The sequence below is a fragment of the Pectobacterium brasiliense genome (assembly GCF_013449685.1).
GTDB lineage: Bacteria > Pseudomonadota > Gammaproteobacteria > Enterobacterales > Enterobacteriaceae > Pectobacterium > Pectobacterium brasiliense_A.
Genome location: NZ_JACDSF010000027.1, coordinates 86,926 through 104,595 on the forward strand (window position 1 = coordinate 86,926; position 17,670 = coordinate 104,595).

A 17,670-nucleotide genomic window follows, 5' to 3' on the forward strand; every position below is an offset into this window, starting at 1 on the left:
AATACAGGGAAAGACATGTCCGCATCAGAAATAAGTGAAGAGAGTATGAACCAGACGGCGCGGCGTGATGAAAAACGTGCCGTGCGTTTGGGGTGGCTGCTGGTGCTCGCTGGGTTCGGCGGTTTTCTCCTGTGGGCACTGTTTGCACCGCTAGACAAGGGCGTCATGGTCAATGGCAGCGTCGTGATTTCTGGCAACCGCAAGGTTGTGCAGCACAGTCAGGGCGGCATTGTCGATAAAATCCAGGTGAAAGATGGCGACAGGGTTGAGGCCGGCCAGATTCTGCTAACGCTGAATGAGGTCGATGCGCGTTCGGCGAGTGAAGGGCTGGATGGTCAGTACTTACAGCTGGTGGCGCGTGAAGGTCGGCTGCTTGCCGAGCAGCAGCGCCTGAGCGACATGGTGATGACGCCTCGCCTGCAACCGCTAGCGGGGAAGCCGGGGATGAGTGTGATTACGGCATTACAGCGTGATTTACTGCGCAGCCGTCAGCAGTCGCTCAAGCTGGAAGCGGAAGGAATGCGCTCAAGTATCGCGGGGATGGAGGCGTCGCTCAGCGCCCAGCGTCAGGTGATGTCCAGCAAGCAGAAACAGCGGGAGACGTTGGAACAACAGCTGCAGGGGCTGCGTTCACTGGCGGCGGAAAACTATGTCCCGCGCAACAAAATGCTGGAGAACGAACGTCTGCTGGCGCAGCTTAACGGCGATATCGCCCAACTGGCGGGGGATATTAATCGTACTCGTCGTGATATTGAACAACAAACGCTGCTGATCGCCCAGCGTCAACAGGAATACGACAAGGAAGTGAACAGCGAGCTGGCGGACGTGCGGGCGCTGCTGAGCGATGTAGGTAGCAAAAAGGAAAAGGCCGATTTCAATCTGGCGAATATTCAGATGCGCGCACCTGTTTCCGGTACGGTGGTTGGGCTGAAAGTGTTTACGGAAGGCGGAGTGATTGCGCCGGGGCAGACGCTTCTGGAGATTGTGCCGGACGATCAGCCTCTCTTAGTGGATGCGCGTCTGCCCGTTGAACTGGTGGATAAGGTCTGGCCGGGACTATCCGTCGAGCTTCAGTTCGTCGCGTTTAACCAGAGCACGACGCCGCGTGTGGCGGGTACCGTCGAGCTGCTGTCCGCCGACCGCCTGCTGGATGAGCGAGACGGTTCCCCTTATTACAGTCTGCGCGTTCAGGTGGATGAGTCCGGGAAACGTGCGCTGGAGGGGCTGGAAGTTAAGCCCGGTATGCCGGTTCAAGGGTTTGTTCGTACCGGAGAGCGGTCGTTCGTCAATTATCTCTTTAAGCCTTTAATGGATCGCCTGCATCTGGCATTAACGGAAGAATAATCATGCAAAGGATCGCGATAATCGTGCTATTTGGGCTGCTTTCTTCGGGCGCTAACGCATTAGGGCTGCTTGATGCCTGGGAACTGGCGCTGCGTAATGATGCGCAATTTCGTGCTGCGGGTTTTGAGCGCGCGGCGGGTCAGGAAGAGGAGACCATCGGGCGTGCCAATCTGCTTCCCAATCTCCAGTACGGCTATAGCGCCAATAGCAGTCATTCCAAAGTCACCCAAACGGATAGCCTCAGCAATAACACGCTAAAACGCGATTACAACAGCTACACGTCGACGTTATCGCTGCGTCAGCCTCTGCTGGACTATGCTGCTTGGGCGCGTTATCAGCAGGGGGTTGCCCGCACGCTGATGGCCGATCAACGTTTTCGCGATCGCAGTCAGGATTTGATGGTGCGGTTATATCAAGCCTGGAGCAGTGCGCTGCTGGCGCAGGAAAAGCTGCAACTGCTGGATGCGCAGCAGCGGGCGTATCAGGAACAGCTGGCGCTGAATAAACGCCTGCTGCTGGCGGGTGAAGGTACGCTAACGGATGTGCGGGAAACGGAGGCGCGTTTTACGCTGATCGAAGCGCAGCGTATTGAGCAGCAGGATAATCTGGATGCCGCGATCACCGATCTGGAAAATATGACGGGGACGGCGCTGGATATCACGACGCTGTCTCCTTTGGCGCTCACTCAACTGCCGTCTGCGGAAGCAGGCAAGCAGACGCTGGCACAGTGGCGCGATCTTGCCGTGCAGCACAATGCCAAACTGGCGACGCAGCGCGAAGGGCTGGCGGTCAGCCGCTATGAAATCGAACGCAGCCGCGCTGGGCATTTACCCACGCTGTCGCTGGTGGCATCGTCGCGCAATAGCCGTTCGGAAAGTGAATACAACTACAACCAGAAATACGACACACAGAGTATCGGTTTGCAGCTAAATGTCCCGCTTTACGCGGGTGGCTCTGTCTCCGCATCTATGCGACAGGCGGCGGCGGAATATCAGCAAAGTCAGGCGGAACTGGACGATCAAACCAAGAAAACGCTGGCGGAATTGAAAAAGTACTACAACCTGTATAACAACGGGTCGGCGAAAATTAAGGCCTGGCAAATGACGGCCTCGTCGGCGCAAGAAGCGGTCAACGCCACGCGGTTGAGTGTTGCAGGCGGAGAACGTATCAATCTGGATATTCTGCTGGCAGAACAGGATTGGTATAACGCCCGACGAGAGCTGGCGGAAGCGAAATACAGCTGGCTTCAGGCATGGCTATTACTGCGCTATACCGCAGGTACGCTGAACGAGAAAGATATTCTGGAACTGGCGGCCTGGTTTCAGCCTGCAACAACGTCATTTGCCAATAACAGAGCCATTAGCCAATAACAAAACCAGCAGACACTAGGGTGTGTCCCTTAACTTAACAACCGCTATCAAAAATAGCCTGATCGCCCCCAGTTTTAGCATACTCAGGTCGTTTCTGGCTGTTTTTTCCGAGCGTGTCGCGATACGACGATTTTCTTTCAATATCGCAAAGCAACGCTCCACGACATTGCGTTTTTTGTACAGACTCGTATTGAGGGGCCGACGTCCGTCCTGACTGGCTTTCTCATTTGATTTAAACGGAATAACCGCTTTTATTCCTTTTATTTTCAAATAAATGCGAATACGTCTACTGGAGTAACCCTTATCCGCCAGTACTGCTTTCGGACGTGATTTCAGGTTCCCGCTTTTTCGGATAACCCCGACTCGGTTAAGCAAGGTTTCCGCATATCGGCTTTCGTGGGCTTGTCCACCGCTCAGGCAAAAACTCAGCGGTAATCCTGTGCCATCTGTCGCCAGATGGATTTTGGTGTCAAAGCCGCCGCGAGAGCGACCCAGTCCAGAATTATTTGGAGTATATCTACAACCGTTCAAAATACCGAGTTACAGAAAAAATCGCTAATTCGAGTAGAGCGAGAGATGATTTTTGAGGATACGCCAGTGGGAATAATTCATAGCGGGCTGGGTTGCAAAGGATGATCAAGTGGCGAATGTCGTCGGTGAATCAGAGAAAACTATTTATAAATACTTTCCCGCAAGTAGGAGGAATGGTGTTCCTATCACCGACTCATGTACAGCACGATAGCAATTTCCTTTGCGCCAGAATCACCAGAACCCCACCAAACATGTTATTTTCATTGATAAGTTCTTTACTGTGTCGCCGAAAATAAGAGGCCAGCATGGATTACACCAAAATTATCAAAGAAGTGGGGCGCGGGAAAAATCATGCGCGTGATGTCGATCAGGCAACGGCTTATGAACTGTATAGCGCGATGCTGCGCGGTGACGTGCCGGAGCTGGAGCTCGGTGGGCTGCTGATTGCGTTTCGCATCAAAGGTGAATCGGAAGCCGAGATGTTGGGTTTTTATCAGGCGATGAACGAGCATGTGTTGCGCCTGACCCCGCCTAAGGACTTTCCTATGCCTATCGTGCTTCCAAGCTATAACGGGGCGCGGAAGCAGGCAAACCTGACGCCACTGTTGGCGCTGCTGTTGGCAAAACTGGGTTTTCCGGTCGTGGTTCACGGCGTCAGCGACGATCCTACCCGCGTAACCAGCGCAGAAATTTTGCGTAACCTCGGCGTGACGATTACGGAGAATGCCGAGCAGGCGCAGCAGGAGCTTGATAACGGCAGCCCGGTCTTTATCCCTGTCTCGACGCTGTGCCCGGCCATCGATCGCCAGTTACAACTGCGCTGGCGGATGGGGGTGCGTAATAGTAGCCACACGCTGGCTAAGGTGGCGACACCGTTTGGTGAAAGCGACGCGCTGCGCGTTGCCAGCGTTTCCCATCCTGAATACGTTTCCCGCGTGGGGACGTTTTTTAATGGCATCAACGGGCGCGCACTTCTGATGCATGGCACGGAAGGGGAGGTTTACGCCAACCCGCAGCGCTGCCCGGAAATTCATTTTATCCATCAGCAAAATACCAACGTGCTGCAGCTTCGGCAGGAGATCAGCGTCGCACCCGATGCATTGCCGATTGCGAAGGATGCCGCCACCACCGCGCGCTGGACTGTACAGTGCCTGACGGGTGAAATTGCCATACCGCAGGCGATCCGTCTGCAACTGGCGTGCTGTCTGGTTGCCGCCGGTGAAGCGGCGACAATGGAACAGGCTGTCGCCACGATTAAGAAACGCCTTGGCTGATTGGTTTGCCGGAGCGAATTCGGACGCGGTTTACCGCGCCACTTCACGCAGCCAGGCGGCTGCCATTTGAAGAGAGAAGGAATAGCATGCAACAGGTAGCGGACTATTTTAACGCCTTGAATCGCGACTATCTTGCGGTTCATCAGGCGAAAGAAGAACTGTTTTGGCAACTGTATATGGGAACGGGCAACGATGACGTGTCCGAGCGTTTCTCTGCCGCAGAAAGTGCGTATAAGCGTTTTATTTCGCAGCCGCAGCGTCTGGCTGAGCTAAGAACCCATCTTGCGACACTGGAAAACAGTCCGCGTGATGAGCAACAGCAGGTGCTGTCGCATGGTTTGCAAGGCTGGTATCGGTTTTTCGACTGCAATGTGATTGAAGATCCGCAGGCTCAGGCGCTGATGGATGAGATTATCACCGCCGAAAGTGCGCTATACGCCAAGCGTAAATCCTATGAAATGACACATCTGGATGCCAAAGGTGAGCGTGTTTCCGCCTCGCTCGGAGAACTGCTGACCAATCAGACGACCAATGATACCGAAGCCTATCGTCAAAGTTCCCAGCAGGCGCTGCGCGATCTTGAACAGTGGCTGTTGCAGAATGGCTTCCCTGAGCTGATTTCACTGCGTAACCGTTTTGCCCGTCAGATGGGCTACCGCAACTATTTTGACTATAAGGTCAACAAGACGGAGCGGATGACGCCTGAACAGCTTTTTGCCATCCTCGATCCTTTTGAAGAACAAACGCGTGAAGCGAATACTCGTAGTCTAAAAAATCTGGCGGATGAAAAGGGCGAAGAGGCTCTGCAGCCGTGGAATATTCGCTATGCCAGCGCGGGCGATGTGACGCGCCAGCTCGATCCCTATTTCCCTTTCTCTGCATCGCTGGAGCGTTGGATCAACAGCTTTAAGCGTCTGCGTATTGGGTTTAACGGTGCAGAAATGCAGCTCGATTTGCTGGTGCGTAAAGGTAAATACGAGAACGGCTTTATGCATGGCCCGGTGCCGCCGTTTGTGCAGGAAGGGAAATGGGTTCCGGCACGGATTAATTTCACCAGTCTGGCAAAACCGGATCAAATTGGCAGCGGTGCCAGCGGCATTAATACGCTGTTTCATGAAGGTGGGCACGCCGCGCATTTTGCCAATATTCGGCAGAACGCCCCCTGCTTTTCACAGGAATTCCCACCAACCTCAATGGCTTATGCAGAAACGCAGTCCATGTTCTGCGACAGTCTGCTGGGCGATGCCGACTGGTTAAAACGCTATGCAAAGAATGCGCAGGGAGAGATGATTCCTGATGAATTAATCCGTGCGGATATCAGCACGCAGCAGCCAATGCGAGCTTTTAGTGAGCGACACATCCTGCTGGTGCCGTATTTTGAGTGGCAACTCTATTCGTGGGACGACGAAGCGCGTACACCAGAAGCGATGACGAAACTGGCGCGCGACACCGAGCAGCGTATTTTGGGCATTAGCGGTAGCCCGCGCCCGACGCTGGCGATCCCTCATCTGCTGTCTATGGAGTCGGCGTGTTCTTATCAGGGATACCTGCTGGCATTGATGGCGGTGGAGCAGACGCGCAGCTATTTCCTGCAACGTGACGGTTACCTGACGGATAACCCGGCTATCGGCCCTGATTTGGCACAACACTATTGGCATCCGGGCAATAGCGTAAGTCACGACGATACACTGCGTAGCCTGACCGGTGAGGGCTTCAACCCCGCTTATCTGGCGCAGGCCTGTAATCTAACGGTCGATGAAGCCTGGCAACAGGCAGAAGAAATGATGGCGAAGGCGGCAGTTCGTCCTCAGCCTGCTGCGGATTTCGATCTGTCTGCGCGTATTCGTGTGGTCGATGGTAGCCGCGTGCTGGCGGATAATGAACAGAGCGACGAGGAGATGTGCCAGGATTTTGCGGCGTTTATTGAACGAGAATATCCGCGTTCGCAGGCATAACGTTCGCTGGCATCACAAGTAAGAGAAAGGGGGCGAAAGCCCCCTTGTTGATCAAGATACGTGTTGCAGGAATTCACGCAGACGGTCGCTGGGTGGATTCGTAATCAGCGTTTCCGGGTCGCCATCTTCTGCGATGCGGCCTTTATCAATAAAGATCAGGCGTGAAGCCACTTTATGGGCAAAGCCCACTTCGTGAGTGACGATGACCATCGTCATGCCTTCTTCGGCCAGATCTTTCATGACGGTTAGCACTTCATGACGCAGTTCCGGGTCGAGTGCCGATGTCGGCTCATCAAACAGCATCAGCTTCGGTTTAACCGCTAACGCACGGGCGATAGCGACACGCTGCTGTTGACCGCCGGAAAGCTCGGAAGGGTAATGATGCGCGCGTTCTGACAGACCCACTTTCGCCAGTAATTCCAGCGCCAGCTTCTCGGCATCGGCTTTACTTGCGCCGCGAACCCGAATAGGGCCGAACGCGACGTTTTCCAGCGCGGTAAGATGTGGGAACAGATAAAACTGCTGGAATACCATCCCGGCTTCCTGACGGATTAAACGCTCGTCAACGCGCGGGTCGTTCACTTTCAGGCCATCAACAACTAATTCACCGCTGGTAATTTCTTCCAGCTTGTTGATGCAGCGCAGCAGCGTGGATTTACCCGAACCCGAAGGCCCGATGATGACCACAACTTCACCCTGACCGATGGTGAGATCGATATTGTGTAAGACCTGTGTCTTGCCAAAGTGTTTGGATACGTTTTTAAATTCAATCATATAATCTTAAGTCTTCTTTCCAGACGACGCAGAATAAAGCTGAGGATCAGCGTGATGCACAGGTAAATAATGGCAACCGCAGTCCAGATTTCCAGCGCACGGAAGTTGCCCGCGATGATTTCCTGACCTGAACGTGTGAGTTCAGCCACGCCGATGACAATAAACAGTGACGTATCTTTGATGCTGATAATCCACTGGTTACCCAGCGGCGGCAGCATGCGACGCAGGGCGAGTGGGGCAATCACATGGCGTAACGTCGCGCTGCGAGACAGCCCAAGCGCCAGACCCGCTTCACGGAAACCGTTATGAATCGACAATACCGAACCACGGGTGATTTCCGCGATGTAAGCACCAGAGTTAATCATGATGGTGACGACGGCGGCGGCAAAAGGGTCGATGCGTACGGACGTGAAAATCATTGGCAAGGCGAAGTAAATAAACATCACCTGCACAACGATTGGGGTGCCACGAATAATTTCAATAAAAACGAGCGAAATGCGGCTGGAAAACCAGCCGCCGTAGGCGCGGGCAAAACCCGCGACCACGCCAATCACCAGGCCGCCAAGCAGACCCAGAACAGAAATCAACAACGTCATTTTTGCCCCTTCCATCAGGAGGGGCAGAGAAGGCCAAATGGCGCTCCAGTCAAACTGCATGGAATATCTCCAGATTAAATCGGCAATTACTTAGGTTCTACGCCAAACCACTTCTTGTAGATCTCAGCATAAGTGCCGTTTTCACGCAGTGTTTTCAGGGCGCCATTCACTTTTTCACGCAACTCGTTGCTGCCTTTCGGGAACGCGATGCCGTATTGCTGGGCTTTAATGGAATCACCTACCGCTTTAAACTGGCCGTTGCCTGCGGTTTTGATGAAGTAGAGAATATTTGGTGTATCGTGCAGCACAGCGTCAGCACGGTTGGTGCCCAGTTCCATGTAGGCGTTGTCGATGTTCGGGAACTGGCGCAGATCTTTGGTTTTGATATTGGCTTTCGCGTAATCAACGGAACCCGTGCCGCTCTTCACTGCCAGCACTTTACCTGCCAAATCCTGCTCGCCTTTGATGTCGTTGTTGTCTGCTTTGACCATTACCAGCAGGCCGCTGTTGTAATAGCCGTCAGAGAAATCGATTGCTTTTTTGCGCTCTTCAGTAATCGTAATGCCTGCGAGTGCCAGATCGATGTTACGGGTTTGCAGTGCAGGAATAATGCCGCCGAAGTCCATTGGCTTCAGGGTGTACTTCAGGTTGAGCTGTTTAGCTATAGCATCCCAGAGGTCGATGTCAAAACCGACGTACTTGTCGCCTTGTTTGAATTCAAAAGGGACGAAAGCGGTGTCTGTAGCGACAATCAGTTCTTTCTCAGCAGCATAGCTAGATACGCTCATCATCAGCGTCAGTGCAGCCAAAGAGGCCTTAAGTAGTGATTTCATCAAATCCTTCCTATTAGCAGTTGTGGGAGCTTTTTGTTTTACAGGTGTTTTAAGCACGTTTAAGCATAGTACATCATACGAAAGTGAAACCTGAGTCAGTTACCCTGCGTAGTGCTTAACCTGTTGCTTTATTTATTGCCCTGCCAGCGGTGAAATTTTCACCTCCGATTCGCTCAGGCAAGGCGCTGTTATGATTAACTGATTTACAGAAGGGAAACAACCGTTGATTCGCGTTATGGCCAATTAATACGGGCAAAAGCTAATTTTTTGAGCGTCTTAATGGATAAAACGTGTGGTTTGTGCGGTTATGCCAGAAAAGAGGGCGGCTTGAGTGGGGAGACTGTCAGAGAAAAGGCTGCTTAAGCAGCCTTGAACGCGTTTACGAGACGAGATGTTGATTATTCGATGTTTGATTCAATGAACCACAGGAACTGATCCAGATCGCGTGATGCGGCGGTTAGAATATCTGCAGAGGCCTCATCTTCCGTTTTACCAATGGCTTTGCGTACGTTGTTAGCAACAATCGCATAGCGTTCGGCCAGCGCTTTAAGATGATCCTGAACGCTATGGATGTTGGTTGGGTAGCTTTTCAGCGAGGTTTGTTTACCCACGATTTGCACCGTACCCAGCGCCACACCGCCTATCTGCACCACGCGCTCGGCGATGGTATCCTGATGGTCAATAATCGAGGTGCGGAAGCCATCCAACATTTCATGGACGGCGATAAAGTTTGCACCGCGCATGTTCCAGTGCGCCTGTTTGGTAATCAACGACAGGTCGATGAAATCAACAACCAGTTGGTTTAACAGCGCGATCGTCGAGGTCTTAACGCTATCATCCAAATCATTGCGAGTGTAAAGCAATGCGGACGGGGCTGATTTCACGAGTTTAGCGGTAGGCATAATAGTATCCTCTCTTTAATTATTGATAGTCTTGCTGTTCAATGTGATTAATTATAGCAGTGATAAAAATTAATATTGAAAAGAATCACCTATCAAATGGATAGCTATAGCATAACGACGGTGTGGGTATTTGTAGTCAGGGTTTATCTGATATCAATAATGTGCCTGCGGCGATGTCAGGGTAATATTTTAATTACCACTGAAACATAATATCATATATTGATAAATGTCATTGCTGGTTAGGTGAAAATAGTTATTATTCTCCGCTATTGCTTAAATAGAATGACAGCGTCGTTTCTCTCTTAAAATATAGCGTGTGCGAGTAAAAGGAGTCGTGGTGAATGAGAGTGAATATTATTGGCACCAGTGGAAGTGGCAAATCGACGCTTGCTCGCTGTTTGTCGGAAAAGCTGGCTATACCGTACATTGAAATGGATGCTCTTTTTTGGCTCAAAGACTGGCAAGAACGGACGGATGCCGATTTTTTTCAACGACTTGAAAACGCGCTAGAGCCTGAAAACTGGGTGTTGGATGGTAACTATAATCGCACGCGTGACATCAAATGGCGCAATGTTGATGTCGTGATTTGGGTCGATTACAGTTTTAGCCGTACGCTTTTTCAGGCGGTACGGCGTGCCTTTCTTCGGGCATGGCGTAAAGAGGAACTCTGGAGCGGCACGGGTAATAAAGAGTCTTTTCTCCGCAGTTTCCTTAGTCGGGATTCAATTATCCTCTGGACAATAAAAACCTATTCAAGAAACCGGAAACGGTATTTGGCGGATTTAGCCGATCCTCACTATCGCCATATCCGCTTTATTACGTTGCGTTCTCCTCGGGAATGTAAAAATTTTCTGCAACACTTTCCCAAGGAAATACACACTTATTTGGCTTGAGTCTTTGCTTTGGTGCCATCTGCAGGTTTTATTGTCAGCGTTGCGCCGATTGACGCGATGATAATAGAGATCAGCGCCATCCATTGTATGAACGATAAATGTTCGCCGAGAAAAAGAATCCCAGAGAGGGCGGCAATAGCGGGTTCCATACTCATCAGCGTGCTGAATGTTCTGGCGGGCAGACGGGTTAATGCCACCATTTCCAGAGAATAGGGTAGTGCGGTGGACAGAATGGCGACGGCAATACCGAGCGGGAGTATCGAGAGCGAGAATAGCGTGCTCTCAGCGTAATACGCACCAATAGGGCAGAAGATCAGCGCAGCAATGCAGGAGCCGATAGCGACGGTTCCTGGTCCGTGGTTTGCTCCCGCTTTTTGCCCAAACAGAATATAAAGTGCCCAACAGGCACCTGCACCGACAGCGCAAGCCGCACCCGTTAAGTCAACATTGCCGATATTGTGTCCCAGCGGCAATAAGAACCATAGCCCGACAACAGCCAGAAAAACCCACAGAAAATCAATCGGCCTGCGTGAGGCTAACATAGCAACGGCAAGCGGGCCGGTGAATTCCAGTGCGACAGCAATGCCAAGCGGCACCGTTTGTAATGACAGGTAGAACAGAAAGTTCATCCCGCCCAGTGTCATGCCATACACCAGCAACGGCAGGCGGTTACTGCTAAATCGCATACGCCACGGTTTGAAGATGATGCACAGGATGATCGTACCAATTCCCAGACGCAGTGCCGTGACGCCAGTGGCGCCAATAAGTGGAAACAAACTTTTGGCCAGAGCGGCACCGCTTTGGATAGAAAGCATCGAGATAATGATGAGCAATACAGGGATAAATGATGATGAGCGATGGGAAAATAAGGTCATTCTTTTGGCCTTAAAACAGGTATAACATTCCGTTGCTATTATATCCAATTGTAAACAATTTGTCTGGTATGAGTTGACTTTTATTGACCTTTATTTACGCATCATTTAATTGATGTATTTTTGTTCAATGGAATTAGCGTACAAACTGAGCGAGAAATTCGGAATTATCTGTTTTACTGCGTTGTGATGAATTTATTTTTAATCTAATTGTCACAATAAAAAAATCAATATAATTAGTACTATAGGTTGCTACTGACAATATTTGTTACATCTAAAGCCTAATTGATAAATATTTATAGGGCGGTAATCCCCGAATTTATTTGTTATATTTACTGCGTTAGTTAGTCTTTCATAAAATAAATTCGAGGCTGTAAATATGAAAAAAATCGCGTGTCTTTCCGCTCTGGCTTGTGTATTAGCCGTTGGCGCAGGTTCTGCATTTGCTGGTGAAAGTACTGTAACTGCAGGTTATGCTCAAGGTGATGCTCAGGGCGTAAAAAATAAAGTTAAAGGCTTTAACCTGAAATATCGTTACGAACAAGATAATAACCCACTGGGCGTTATTGGTTCATTCACCTACCTGGAAAAAAATGGTAGCGATGGCAGCGACTACAATAAAGGCCAATACATGGGCTTCACTGCGGGTCCTGCTTACCGTTTGAATGACTGGGCAAGCCTGTACGGTGTTGTTGGTCTCAGCCACGGTAAAGTAACAAATAACGCGACCAACGGCCTGGACAACAACAGCAACGACGATTACGGCTTCACCTATGGTGCGGGTGTCCAGTTCAACCCAATGCAGGACGTTGCTCTGGATGTGGGTTACGAACAAAGCCGTATCCGCAGTGTTGACGTAGGTGCTTGGGCTGTTGGCGTAGGTTACCGCTTCTAATCTAACTCTGTAGGGGATGTTTACCCTCAGTGTTGGTTGTTAGATATGCCGGAAGAATCCGCTCTTTTTAGGGCGGATTTTTTTATGGCGAGCTTCCTGCCCACCACTCTGCGGACTGTTGCAAGCGACGTTTTTCATAGCTGTTTGTCTAAATCAGCGATGAGTTTCATCAGTCATTTATCCAGTCACTTTCCAGCCGGTTGATATCCGAATGTGCTTATCGGCATTGATCAAATTCATGCAGTATCGGTCTGTCATAAGATTTTATCTTGACGTTAAGATTCTTTATGTGAAGATAATGTTCATCAAGTCGTAGTGATTTACTCAAGCTATTGAGGTTATACATGGCAGTGACATCAACGGTCCGCACGCGGGCTTTTCTGTTCTTCACAATTATCCTGCTGGGGCTGAATTTACGTCCTGTTCTGGCGGGGATTGGCCCATTGCTGAATCAGATTCAGGCTGCAACGGGCCTGGATGACAGCATGGCGGGAATGTTAACCACGCTCCCGGTGTTCGCTATGGGGTGGTGTGCGTTATATGGCGGTCAGTTGCAGGCGCGTCTTGGTGAATATCGGGGAATCACGCTGGGCATTGTGGTCATTGCCTTGGCGTGCAGTGCTCGCTGGTGGCTGAATAGCGGTATTGCGCTGCTGGTTAGCGCTGCGCTTGCCGGAATCGGAATTGCCTTGATTCAGGCGCTGGTGCCGTCGTTTATCAAGCTCCATTTTGGTCGCCACAGCAGTCTCCTCATGGGCTTTTATACCACGGCGATTATGACCGGTGCGGCGTTTGCGGCTTCATCGGTTTCTCCGCTGGCAAATGTGTGGGGCTGGCAAAGTGCGCTGGCCTGCTGGGGAATGGTGGCGCTGGTGGCTGTGGTGGCCTGGCGGTGTATCCCTAAAGTGTATACCGTGAAACAGGATGCGGTGGCTGTTCTAGCAACGCGCCGAAGCGGAATGGACTGGCTGCTGATGGTGTTCTTCGGCATTGGTACGGGGGCGTATACGCTGGTACTGGCATGGCTGCCGCCGTATTACATTCAACTGGGGTTGGATGCGACGCAAAGCGGCCTGATGTTGGGTGGATTAACGCTGACGGAAGTAATTTCCGGCCTGCTGGTATCAACGTTCATCAACCGTTTTCCCGATCGACGCAAGCTGTTGCTTCCTGTTCTGACCGTGATGCTGGTGGGAATGATTGGGTTGATTGTGGCGCCGTTAACGTTTACGTATCCCATCATTATCATGCTGGGCGTTGGCATTGGTGCGCTGTTCCCGCTGTCGCTGATTGTGGCGTTGGATCAGGTGACAGAATCACATAAAACCGGTTCACTGATGGGCTTTGTGCAGGGCGGCGGCTACATCCTCGCCAGCCTGATGCCTTTGCTGGCCGGTTTCATTCGTCAGCATACGGCGGGTCTGGAACAGGCCTGGATGATCATGACTGTTGGTGTGGTCGTCTTGATTNNGGTCGTCTTGATTCTCATGGCGACCCGTTTTGCTCCGGTGAAGAGCCCGAGTCGCTAAGCGGTTTGTTGTGTTGTCAGCGAGCGGAAACCCGCTCGCTATCATCAATTTGTTGGTGGGCGATAGCGCCATAGCCAGCGTCCGCTCATCAGGCGGCGGTAATAGAAGAACCCGCGTACAATCCAGTCAAAGAACATCCCCATCCACACGCCGATCACGCCAAAACCGAGCATCACGCCGAGGATATATCCTGCGATGACCCGACATCCCCACATGCCAGCCATTGCTACCCACATGGTGTAGCTGGCGTCTTTCGCGCCTTTTAGACCAGCAGGAAGCACCCAGGACGCCGCCCAGATCGGCATAAATAGTGCGTTGAGCCACAAGAGATGTTTTGCCACTTCGATAACTTCCGTCTCATTGGTGTAAAACGATGCCAAAAAGCTGGCACTGGGCACCGATAGGACGGCAAGTACGCACAGCCCGATATTGGACAGCCAGAAGATGTGCTTCAACTGGCGGGTGGACTGCATGATTTGGCCTTTCCCCAGCCGTGTGCCAACGATAATGGTGGCGGCCGCACCGAGTGAATTGCCGGGAAGGTTGATCAGCGTTGAGATGGAGAAAGCAATAAAGTTTCCGGCAATGACCTCGGTTCCCATATCTGCCACAAAACGCTGGGTGATCAGCTTGCCGATGTTAAACATCACGGATTCAATGCTGGCGGGAATACCGATACTGAGTACTTCATAAAGGATCGACAGGGTGAAAGGCGCAAAGTAAGACTTGAAGGGAATGCGCAGCGCACCGTTAAAACCGTGCATTAGCGTCAGAATCACGAATACCGCGCCGATATAGCGTGAAATGGTAATACCAATTCCCGCGCCAACAAAGCCAAGGCCATCCCAGGAAAATGCCCCGTAAATCAGTAGGCTACTGATGCCAATATTGAGAATATTCATCCCAATGTTGATGACCATTGGCAACTTGGTATTACCCGCGCCCCGCAACGCGCCACAGCCTACCAGCGCGATGGCGACAGCAGGATATCCCCATACCGTCCAGCGAAGGAACGTGAGGGCAAGTGCTTTAACCTGTACGTCGGCCTGTCCTGCGATCAGATCGATAATCGCTGAGCCGGCGAATTCAACCAGAGCGACCAACAGAAAGGATGACAGAACCAGTAATGACATCGATTGGCGAGCGGCCGATCGTGCCTGCTTTCTGTTGCGCTGTCCTAGGCTGAACGCGACAACAACGGCGGTCCCTAATGCGACGGCGGTAAAGAACGCGATGATAACCATATTGAAGCTATCAGCCAAGCCGACGGCTGCCATGGCCTCTTTCCCTAGCCAACTGACCAGGAAGGTGCTGAAAACCCCCATCAACACGACGCAAAGACCTTCAATAAAGATGGGGAAGGCGAGCGGTGAGATTTCTCTCCAGAAGAGAACGCGGTTGGAGTAACGCTTTTTATACCAGTCTGTGTCTTTTAATTTTTTCATGAAACGATCTTAGCGGTATCTCAAGTTTCCCAGTCGGCACGGTAAACAGAGCCACAGGGTGGCTCGCAAATAGCAGTATTTTTGCACGGTACTTATGCATACAGTGACTTATCCATACTGTTGTCGATCCATTTTGTACGATCGCGGCAGCATGACTGTTTTTTAAAATAGCGTTTCTGTTTATAGAGTATCAGCCGCTAAATCGATGTCCAGTCTGGATTGCTTTCTGCGCGCGGAAAGTTGTTGCACGTGCCCATTATTTAATTTAGATTTTACTTAATTAGATTTATCTAAATTAACGGTGACACGCAAACAATCAGCGATATCACCTTCCTTGCTGACTGAATACTACGCTGAACGATGCATGATGACGGGGTTCAGCGGCTCAAAAAGAGGATTATGATCATGCCAACGCCACTTGCTATCTCCCCCGCTCAGGCTCGTAAATTGTTAGATGAAGGTGCGGTGCTCATTGATATTCGCCAGCCGGAAGAATATGCCCGCGAGCACATCGCACAGGCAAGGTTGCACCCGCTGAATTCCTCTGCTGGGTATGTCCTTCCTGATGATAACAAAGAAGGACAGGTTGTGATTTTCCATTGTTTGTCTGGCATGCGCTCGGAACAGAATGCTGACTTGCTGGCACAGACAGTTTCACCCGCAACGGTATTTCTTCTGGAAGGGGGAATGACCGCATGGAAAAAGGCAGGATTTCCAACGGAAGTGAATCGTAAGCAGCCGATTGAACTCATGCGGCAGGTTCAAATCGTCGCTGGCGTCTTTATTCTGGGTGGTGTATTACTGGGTTACAGCGTAAACAGCGCTTTCTTCCTGCTTTCTGGTTTTGTAGGAGCAGGGCTGCTGTTTGCAGGGATCACGGGTTTTTGTGGCATGGCAAGACTGTTGATGAAAATGCCGTGGAACTGTGGCGCCAAACGCTGATGTGCTGGGATGGCTTGCCAGAAGAGTAAGCGGAGTGTTAACCGATAACGTTAAAGAATAGGGGCAGTAATATGGATATGAAAAACATTCCGTTTGGTACGACTGACTGGTCGCAAATAGAGCCCACCGAGCACAGGGGAGAGACGGGGATCGCCTACTGGCGAACACAGCGTTTTGATGATATTCGGGTTCGTATTGTTGAGTACACGCCAGGCTATCTGGCCGATCACTGGTGCTCTAAAGGGCATATTCTGCTGTGCCTTGAAGGTGAACTTCATACGGAATTAGATGATGGCCGTGTTTTTGTCCTCAAACCGGGAATGAGCTATCAGGTTGCGGATAACGCGGAAGCTCATCGCTCCTACACCGAGACGGGCGCGAAGCTGTTTGTTGTGGATTGATGCCAGAGGGCTAATCTGGAGTATGGGGATTAGCCCTTGATTAGTTAGCTCATCCTATCTGGGGTCGCGTTCGTCGAAGCCAGGAAAAAATCTGTGTAGAAATGTTCAATCCGTTGATAGAGACGAAAGAAATTCGCCTCTAAGCCTGTTGCCGATATTGGTATATAACCATACACTAAGTATGGTTAATGGTGCCGAGTTTATTATCTACATGAATCAGGAGTGTATGAGCATGTCTATCAGAATTGAACTTGCAGAATCTATGGAAGTGTTGAGTCTTCGGGTCGTCGGTCCCTATTACGAAAAAATACCGCAAGGATTTGATGAAATACTATCGTGGGCAAGGGAGCATCATCTCTCCATCGATAAATCTTTGGCGTTCTACTGGGATGATCCCAGCAAAGTAGAACCGGATGAATTACGGGCGGATGTGGCGATTACGTGCAAAGAGATGCCGCCAACGCTGCCGGAAGGGACAGAAATACGCAGGGAAATCATTCCCGGTGGGCTTTATGCCGTAACGCACACCATTGTGGAGAAGGGGGATTTTGCGAAAGCCTGGGATGACTTTTATAAAGCCATTCATGCACAAGGATATCGACCGGCGGGCGACATATGTTATGAAAATTATTTGTGCGACGGAAGCAACGGTAATTGGGAAATTGAAATATGGCAGTCTGTTGAAACAGTGAATTAAGCTCGTTTATTGAGATTGATTTAAAAATAAAATATCGGAGCAGCTGCATTGTTACTGTTAATACGCCGTGAAAGATTACATTATGGTATACCTTGGCATGGTGAGGGTATTTATCATTATCACAGGCACTCAATGAATGCCTGTTGTAATGCATCACTTAATCAGTGAGTTATCGATAGTCTTAATGACAGTCCCATTCTGTTGTTTGATGATGTTTAACTGAACCCCGTCAGATTTTCGTGTGGCTAAAACATTAATATCCTTTTCATCATCGCAATTGAAATCACCTTGCAACGATAGTGCGATGGCTTTCAGCGAATCATCGGTAGAGAAGGGAATATACGAGGCAGTATTGTCTTTACTGATAATTTTGACACCTACCGCACCAGTAATGTCAGGGCGGGATTCCACTTTGCT

Annotated in this window: 16 protein-coding genes and 2 pseudogenes; 10 read left to right on the forward strand and 8 right to left on the reverse strand. The window is 50.6% G+C overall.

Features of this window, described 5'->3' with window-relative positions; translation table 11 throughout:
- The first annotated feature begins 15 nt into the window (after positions 1-15).
- Entirely contained in the window at positions 16-1,344 is a 1,329-nt protein-coding gene (locus H0248_RS11530; protein WP_180786040.1) for an HlyD family type I secretion periplasmic adaptor subunit, read from the forward strand.
- 2 nt (positions 1,345-1,346) lie between these two features.
- Complete coding sequence (locus H0248_RS11535; RefSeq protein ID WP_180786041.1) at positions 1,347-2,714, forward strand: TolC family outer membrane protein; 1,368 nt, start codon at positions 1,347-1,349, stop codon at positions 2,712-2,714.
- A 15-nt stretch (positions 2,715-2,729) separates the two neighbouring features.
- Here the strand turns inward: H0248_RS11535 and H0248_RS11540 are convergent.
- Positions 2,730-3,218, reverse strand: a pseudogene (locus H0248_RS11540) (IS5 family transposase); the annotation flags it as partial.
- Between the two features lie 332 nt (positions 3,219-3,550).
- Between H0248_RS11540 and ybiB the strand changes: the two are divergent.
- Entirely contained in the window at positions 3,551-4,519 is a 969-nt protein-coding gene (gene ybiB / locus H0248_RS11545; protein ID WP_180786042.1) for a DNA-binding protein YbiB, read from the forward strand.
- An 86-nt stretch (positions 4,520-4,605) separates the two neighbouring features.
- On the forward strand, positions 4,606-6,474 hold the full coding sequence (locus tag H0248_RS11550; protein WP_180786043.1) for a M3 family metallopeptidase: 1,869 nt from the start codon (positions 4,606-4,608) through the stop codon (positions 6,472-6,474).
- Between the two features lie 51 nt (positions 6,475-6,525).
- Here H0248_RS11550 and glnQ read toward each other — a convergent pair whose 3' ends face one another.
- The 4 genes from glnQ to dps form a co-directional block, all read right to left on the reverse strand.
- Positions 6,526-7,248: a glutamine ABC transporter ATP-binding protein GlnQ gene (gene glnQ / locus H0248_RS11555; protein ID WP_014914973.1), complete on the reverse strand. Its 723-nt coding sequence runs from the start codon at positions 7,246-7,248 to the stop codon at positions 6,526-6,528.
- Positions 7,245-7,904 carry a glutamine ABC transporter permease GlnP gene (glnP, locus tag H0248_RS11560; RefSeq protein ID WP_010294864.1) on the reverse strand — a complete coding sequence of 220 codons (660 nt, stop codon included), beginning with the start codon at positions 7,902-7,904 and terminating at the stop codon, positions 7,245-7,247. The genes glnQ and glnP overlap by 4 nt, the downstream gene beginning before the upstream one ends.
- A gap of 26 nt (positions 7,905-7,930) precedes the next feature.
- Positions 7,931-8,677: a glutamine ABC transporter substrate-binding protein GlnH gene (gene glnH / locus H0248_RS11565; RefSeq protein WP_010294862.1), complete on the reverse strand. Its 747-nt coding sequence runs from the start codon at positions 8,675-8,677 to the stop codon at positions 7,931-7,933.
- A 398-nt stretch (positions 8,678-9,075) separates the two neighbouring features.
- Positions 9,076-9,579, reverse strand: a complete 504-nt coding sequence (gene dps / locus H0248_RS11570; RefSeq protein ID WP_180786044.1) for a DNA starvation/stationary phase protection protein Dps — start codon at positions 9,577-9,579, stop codon at positions 9,076-9,078.
- A gap of 341 nt (positions 9,580-9,920) precedes the next feature.
- Here dps and H0248_RS11575 point away from each other — a divergent pair, with 341 nt between their 5' ends.
- Positions 9,921-10,472 carry an adenylate kinase gene (locus H0248_RS11575; protein WP_180786045.1) on the forward strand — a complete coding sequence of 184 codons (552 nt, stop codon included), beginning with the start codon at positions 9,921-9,923 and terminating at the stop codon, positions 10,470-10,472.
- On the opposite strand, the gene rhtA is transcribed toward H0248_RS11575, so the two are convergent.
- The gene (gene rhtA / locus H0248_RS11580; RefSeq protein ID WP_180786046.1) at positions 10,460-11,347 is read right to left on the reverse strand and encodes a threonine/homoserine exporter RhtA; all 888 of its coding nucleotides are present in this window, start codon (positions 11,345-11,347) and stop codon (positions 10,460-10,462) included. The genes H0248_RS11575 and rhtA overlap by 13 nt on opposite strands.
- A 376-nt stretch (positions 11,348-11,723) precedes the next feature.
- On the opposite strand from rhtA, the gene ompX reads away from it, so the two are divergent.
- Entirely contained in the window at positions 11,724-12,239 is a 516-nt protein-coding gene (gene ompX, locus H0248_RS11585) for an outer membrane protein OmpX (protein ID WP_180786047.1), read from the forward strand.
- Between the two features lie 344 nt (positions 12,240-12,583).
- Positions 12,584-13,768 carry an MFS transporter gene (locus tag H0248_RS11590; RefSeq protein WP_180786048.1) on the forward strand — a complete coding sequence of 395 codons (1,185 nt, stop codon included), beginning with the start codon at positions 12,584-12,586 and terminating at the stop codon, positions 13,766-13,768.
- Positions 13,769-13,812: 44 nt separating this feature from the next.
- On the opposite strand, the gene H0248_RS11595 is transcribed toward H0248_RS11590, so the two are convergent.
- Positions 13,813-15,213: an EmmdR/YeeO family multidrug/toxin efflux MATE transporter gene (locus tag H0248_RS11595; RefSeq protein ID WP_180786049.1), complete on the reverse strand. Its 1,401-nt coding sequence runs from the start codon at positions 15,211-15,213 to the stop codon at positions 13,813-13,815.
- A 405-nt stretch (positions 15,214-15,618) separates the two neighbouring features.
- Between H0248_RS11595 and H0248_RS11600 the strand changes: the two genes are divergently transcribed.
- The 3 genes from H0248_RS11600 to H0248_RS11610 all read left to right on the forward strand — a co-directional run bounded on the left by H0248_RS11600 (position 15,619) and on the right by H0248_RS11610 (position 17,253).
- Positions 15,619-16,155 carry a rhodanese family protein gene (locus H0248_RS11600; RefSeq protein WP_275898518.1) on the forward strand — a complete coding sequence of 179 codons (537 nt, stop codon included), beginning with the start codon at positions 15,619-15,621 and terminating at the stop codon, positions 16,153-16,155.
- Between the two features lie 71 nt (positions 16,156-16,226).
- A complete protein-coding gene (locus H0248_RS11605; RefSeq protein ID WP_180786051.1) occupies positions 16,227-16,556 on the forward strand; it encodes a DHCW motif cupin fold protein in 330 nt (109 codons plus the stop codon).
- Between the two features lie 232 nt (positions 16,557-16,788).
- Positions 16,789-17,253 (forward strand): GyrI-like domain-containing protein, encoded by a 465-nt coding sequence (locus tag H0248_RS11610; protein WP_180786052.1) that lies wholly within the window; start codon positions 16,789-16,791, stop codon positions 17,251-17,253.
- 153 nt (positions 17,254-17,406) lie between these two features.
- On the opposite strand, the pseudogene H0248_RS11615 reads toward H0248_RS11610, so the two are convergent.
- Positions 17,407-17,670: pseudogene (locus H0248_RS11615) on the reverse strand (cell envelope biogenesis protein OmpA); the annotation flags it as partial.

What these genes read in the sequence shown, in the direction of transcription:
- H0248_RS11530 (WP_180786040.1), top strand. Translation starts at nt 16, where the DNA reads ATGTCCGCATCAGAAATAAGTGAAGAGAGTATGAACCAGACGGCGCGG.
- H0248_RS11535 (WP_180786041.1), top strand. Translation starts at nt 1,347, where the DNA reads ATGCAAAGGATCGCGATAATCGTGCTATTTGGGCTGCTTTCTTCGGGC.
- ybiB (WP_180786042.1), top strand. Translation starts at nt 3,551, where the DNA reads ATGGATTACACCAAAATTATCAAAGAAGTGGGGCGCGGGAAAAATCAT.
- H0248_RS11550 (WP_180786043.1), top strand. Translation starts at nt 4,606, where the DNA reads ATGCAACAGGTAGCGGACTATTTTAACGCCTTGAATCGCGACTATCTT.
- glnQ (WP_014914973.1), bottom strand. Translation starts at nt 7,248, where the DNA reads ATGATTGAATTTAAAAACGTATCCAAACACTTTGGCAAGACACAGGTC.
- glnP (WP_010294864.1), bottom strand. Translation starts at nt 7,904, where the DNA reads ATGCAGTTTGACTGGAGCGCCATTTGGCCTTCTCTGCCCCTCCTGATG.
- glnH (WP_010294862.1), bottom strand. Translation starts at nt 8,677, where the DNA reads ATGAAATCACTACTTAAGGCCTCTTTGGCTGCACTGACGCTGATGATG.
- dps (WP_180786044.1), bottom strand. Translation starts at nt 9,579, where the DNA reads ATGCCTACCGCTAAACTCGTGAAATCAGCCCCGTCCGCATTGCTTTAC.
- H0248_RS11575 (WP_180786045.1), top strand. Translation starts at nt 9,921, where the DNA reads ATGAGAGTGAATATTATTGGCACCAGTGGAAGTGGCAAATCGACGCTT.
- rhtA (WP_180786046.1), bottom strand. Translation starts at nt 11,347, where the DNA reads ATGACCTTATTTTCCCATCGCTCATCATCATTTATCCCTGTATTGCTC.
- ompX (WP_180786047.1), top strand. Translation starts at nt 11,724, where the DNA reads ATGAAAAAAATCGCGTGTCTTTCCGCTCTGGCTTGTGTATTAGCCGTT.
- H0248_RS11595 (WP_180786049.1), bottom strand. Translation starts at nt 15,213, where the DNA reads ATGAAAAAATTAAAAGACACAGACTGGTATAAAAAGCGTTACTCCAAC.
- H0248_RS11600 (WP_275898518.1), top strand. Translation starts at nt 15,619, where the DNA reads ATGCCAACGCCACTTGCTATCTCCCCCGCTCAGGCTCGTAAATTGTTA.
- H0248_RS11605 (WP_180786051.1), top strand. Translation starts at nt 16,227, where the DNA reads ATGGATATGAAAAACATTCCGTTTGGTACGACTGACTGGTCGCAAATA.
- H0248_RS11610 (WP_180786052.1), top strand. Translation starts at nt 16,789, where the DNA reads ATGTCTATCAGAATTGAACTTGCAGAATCTATGGAAGTGTTGAGTCTT.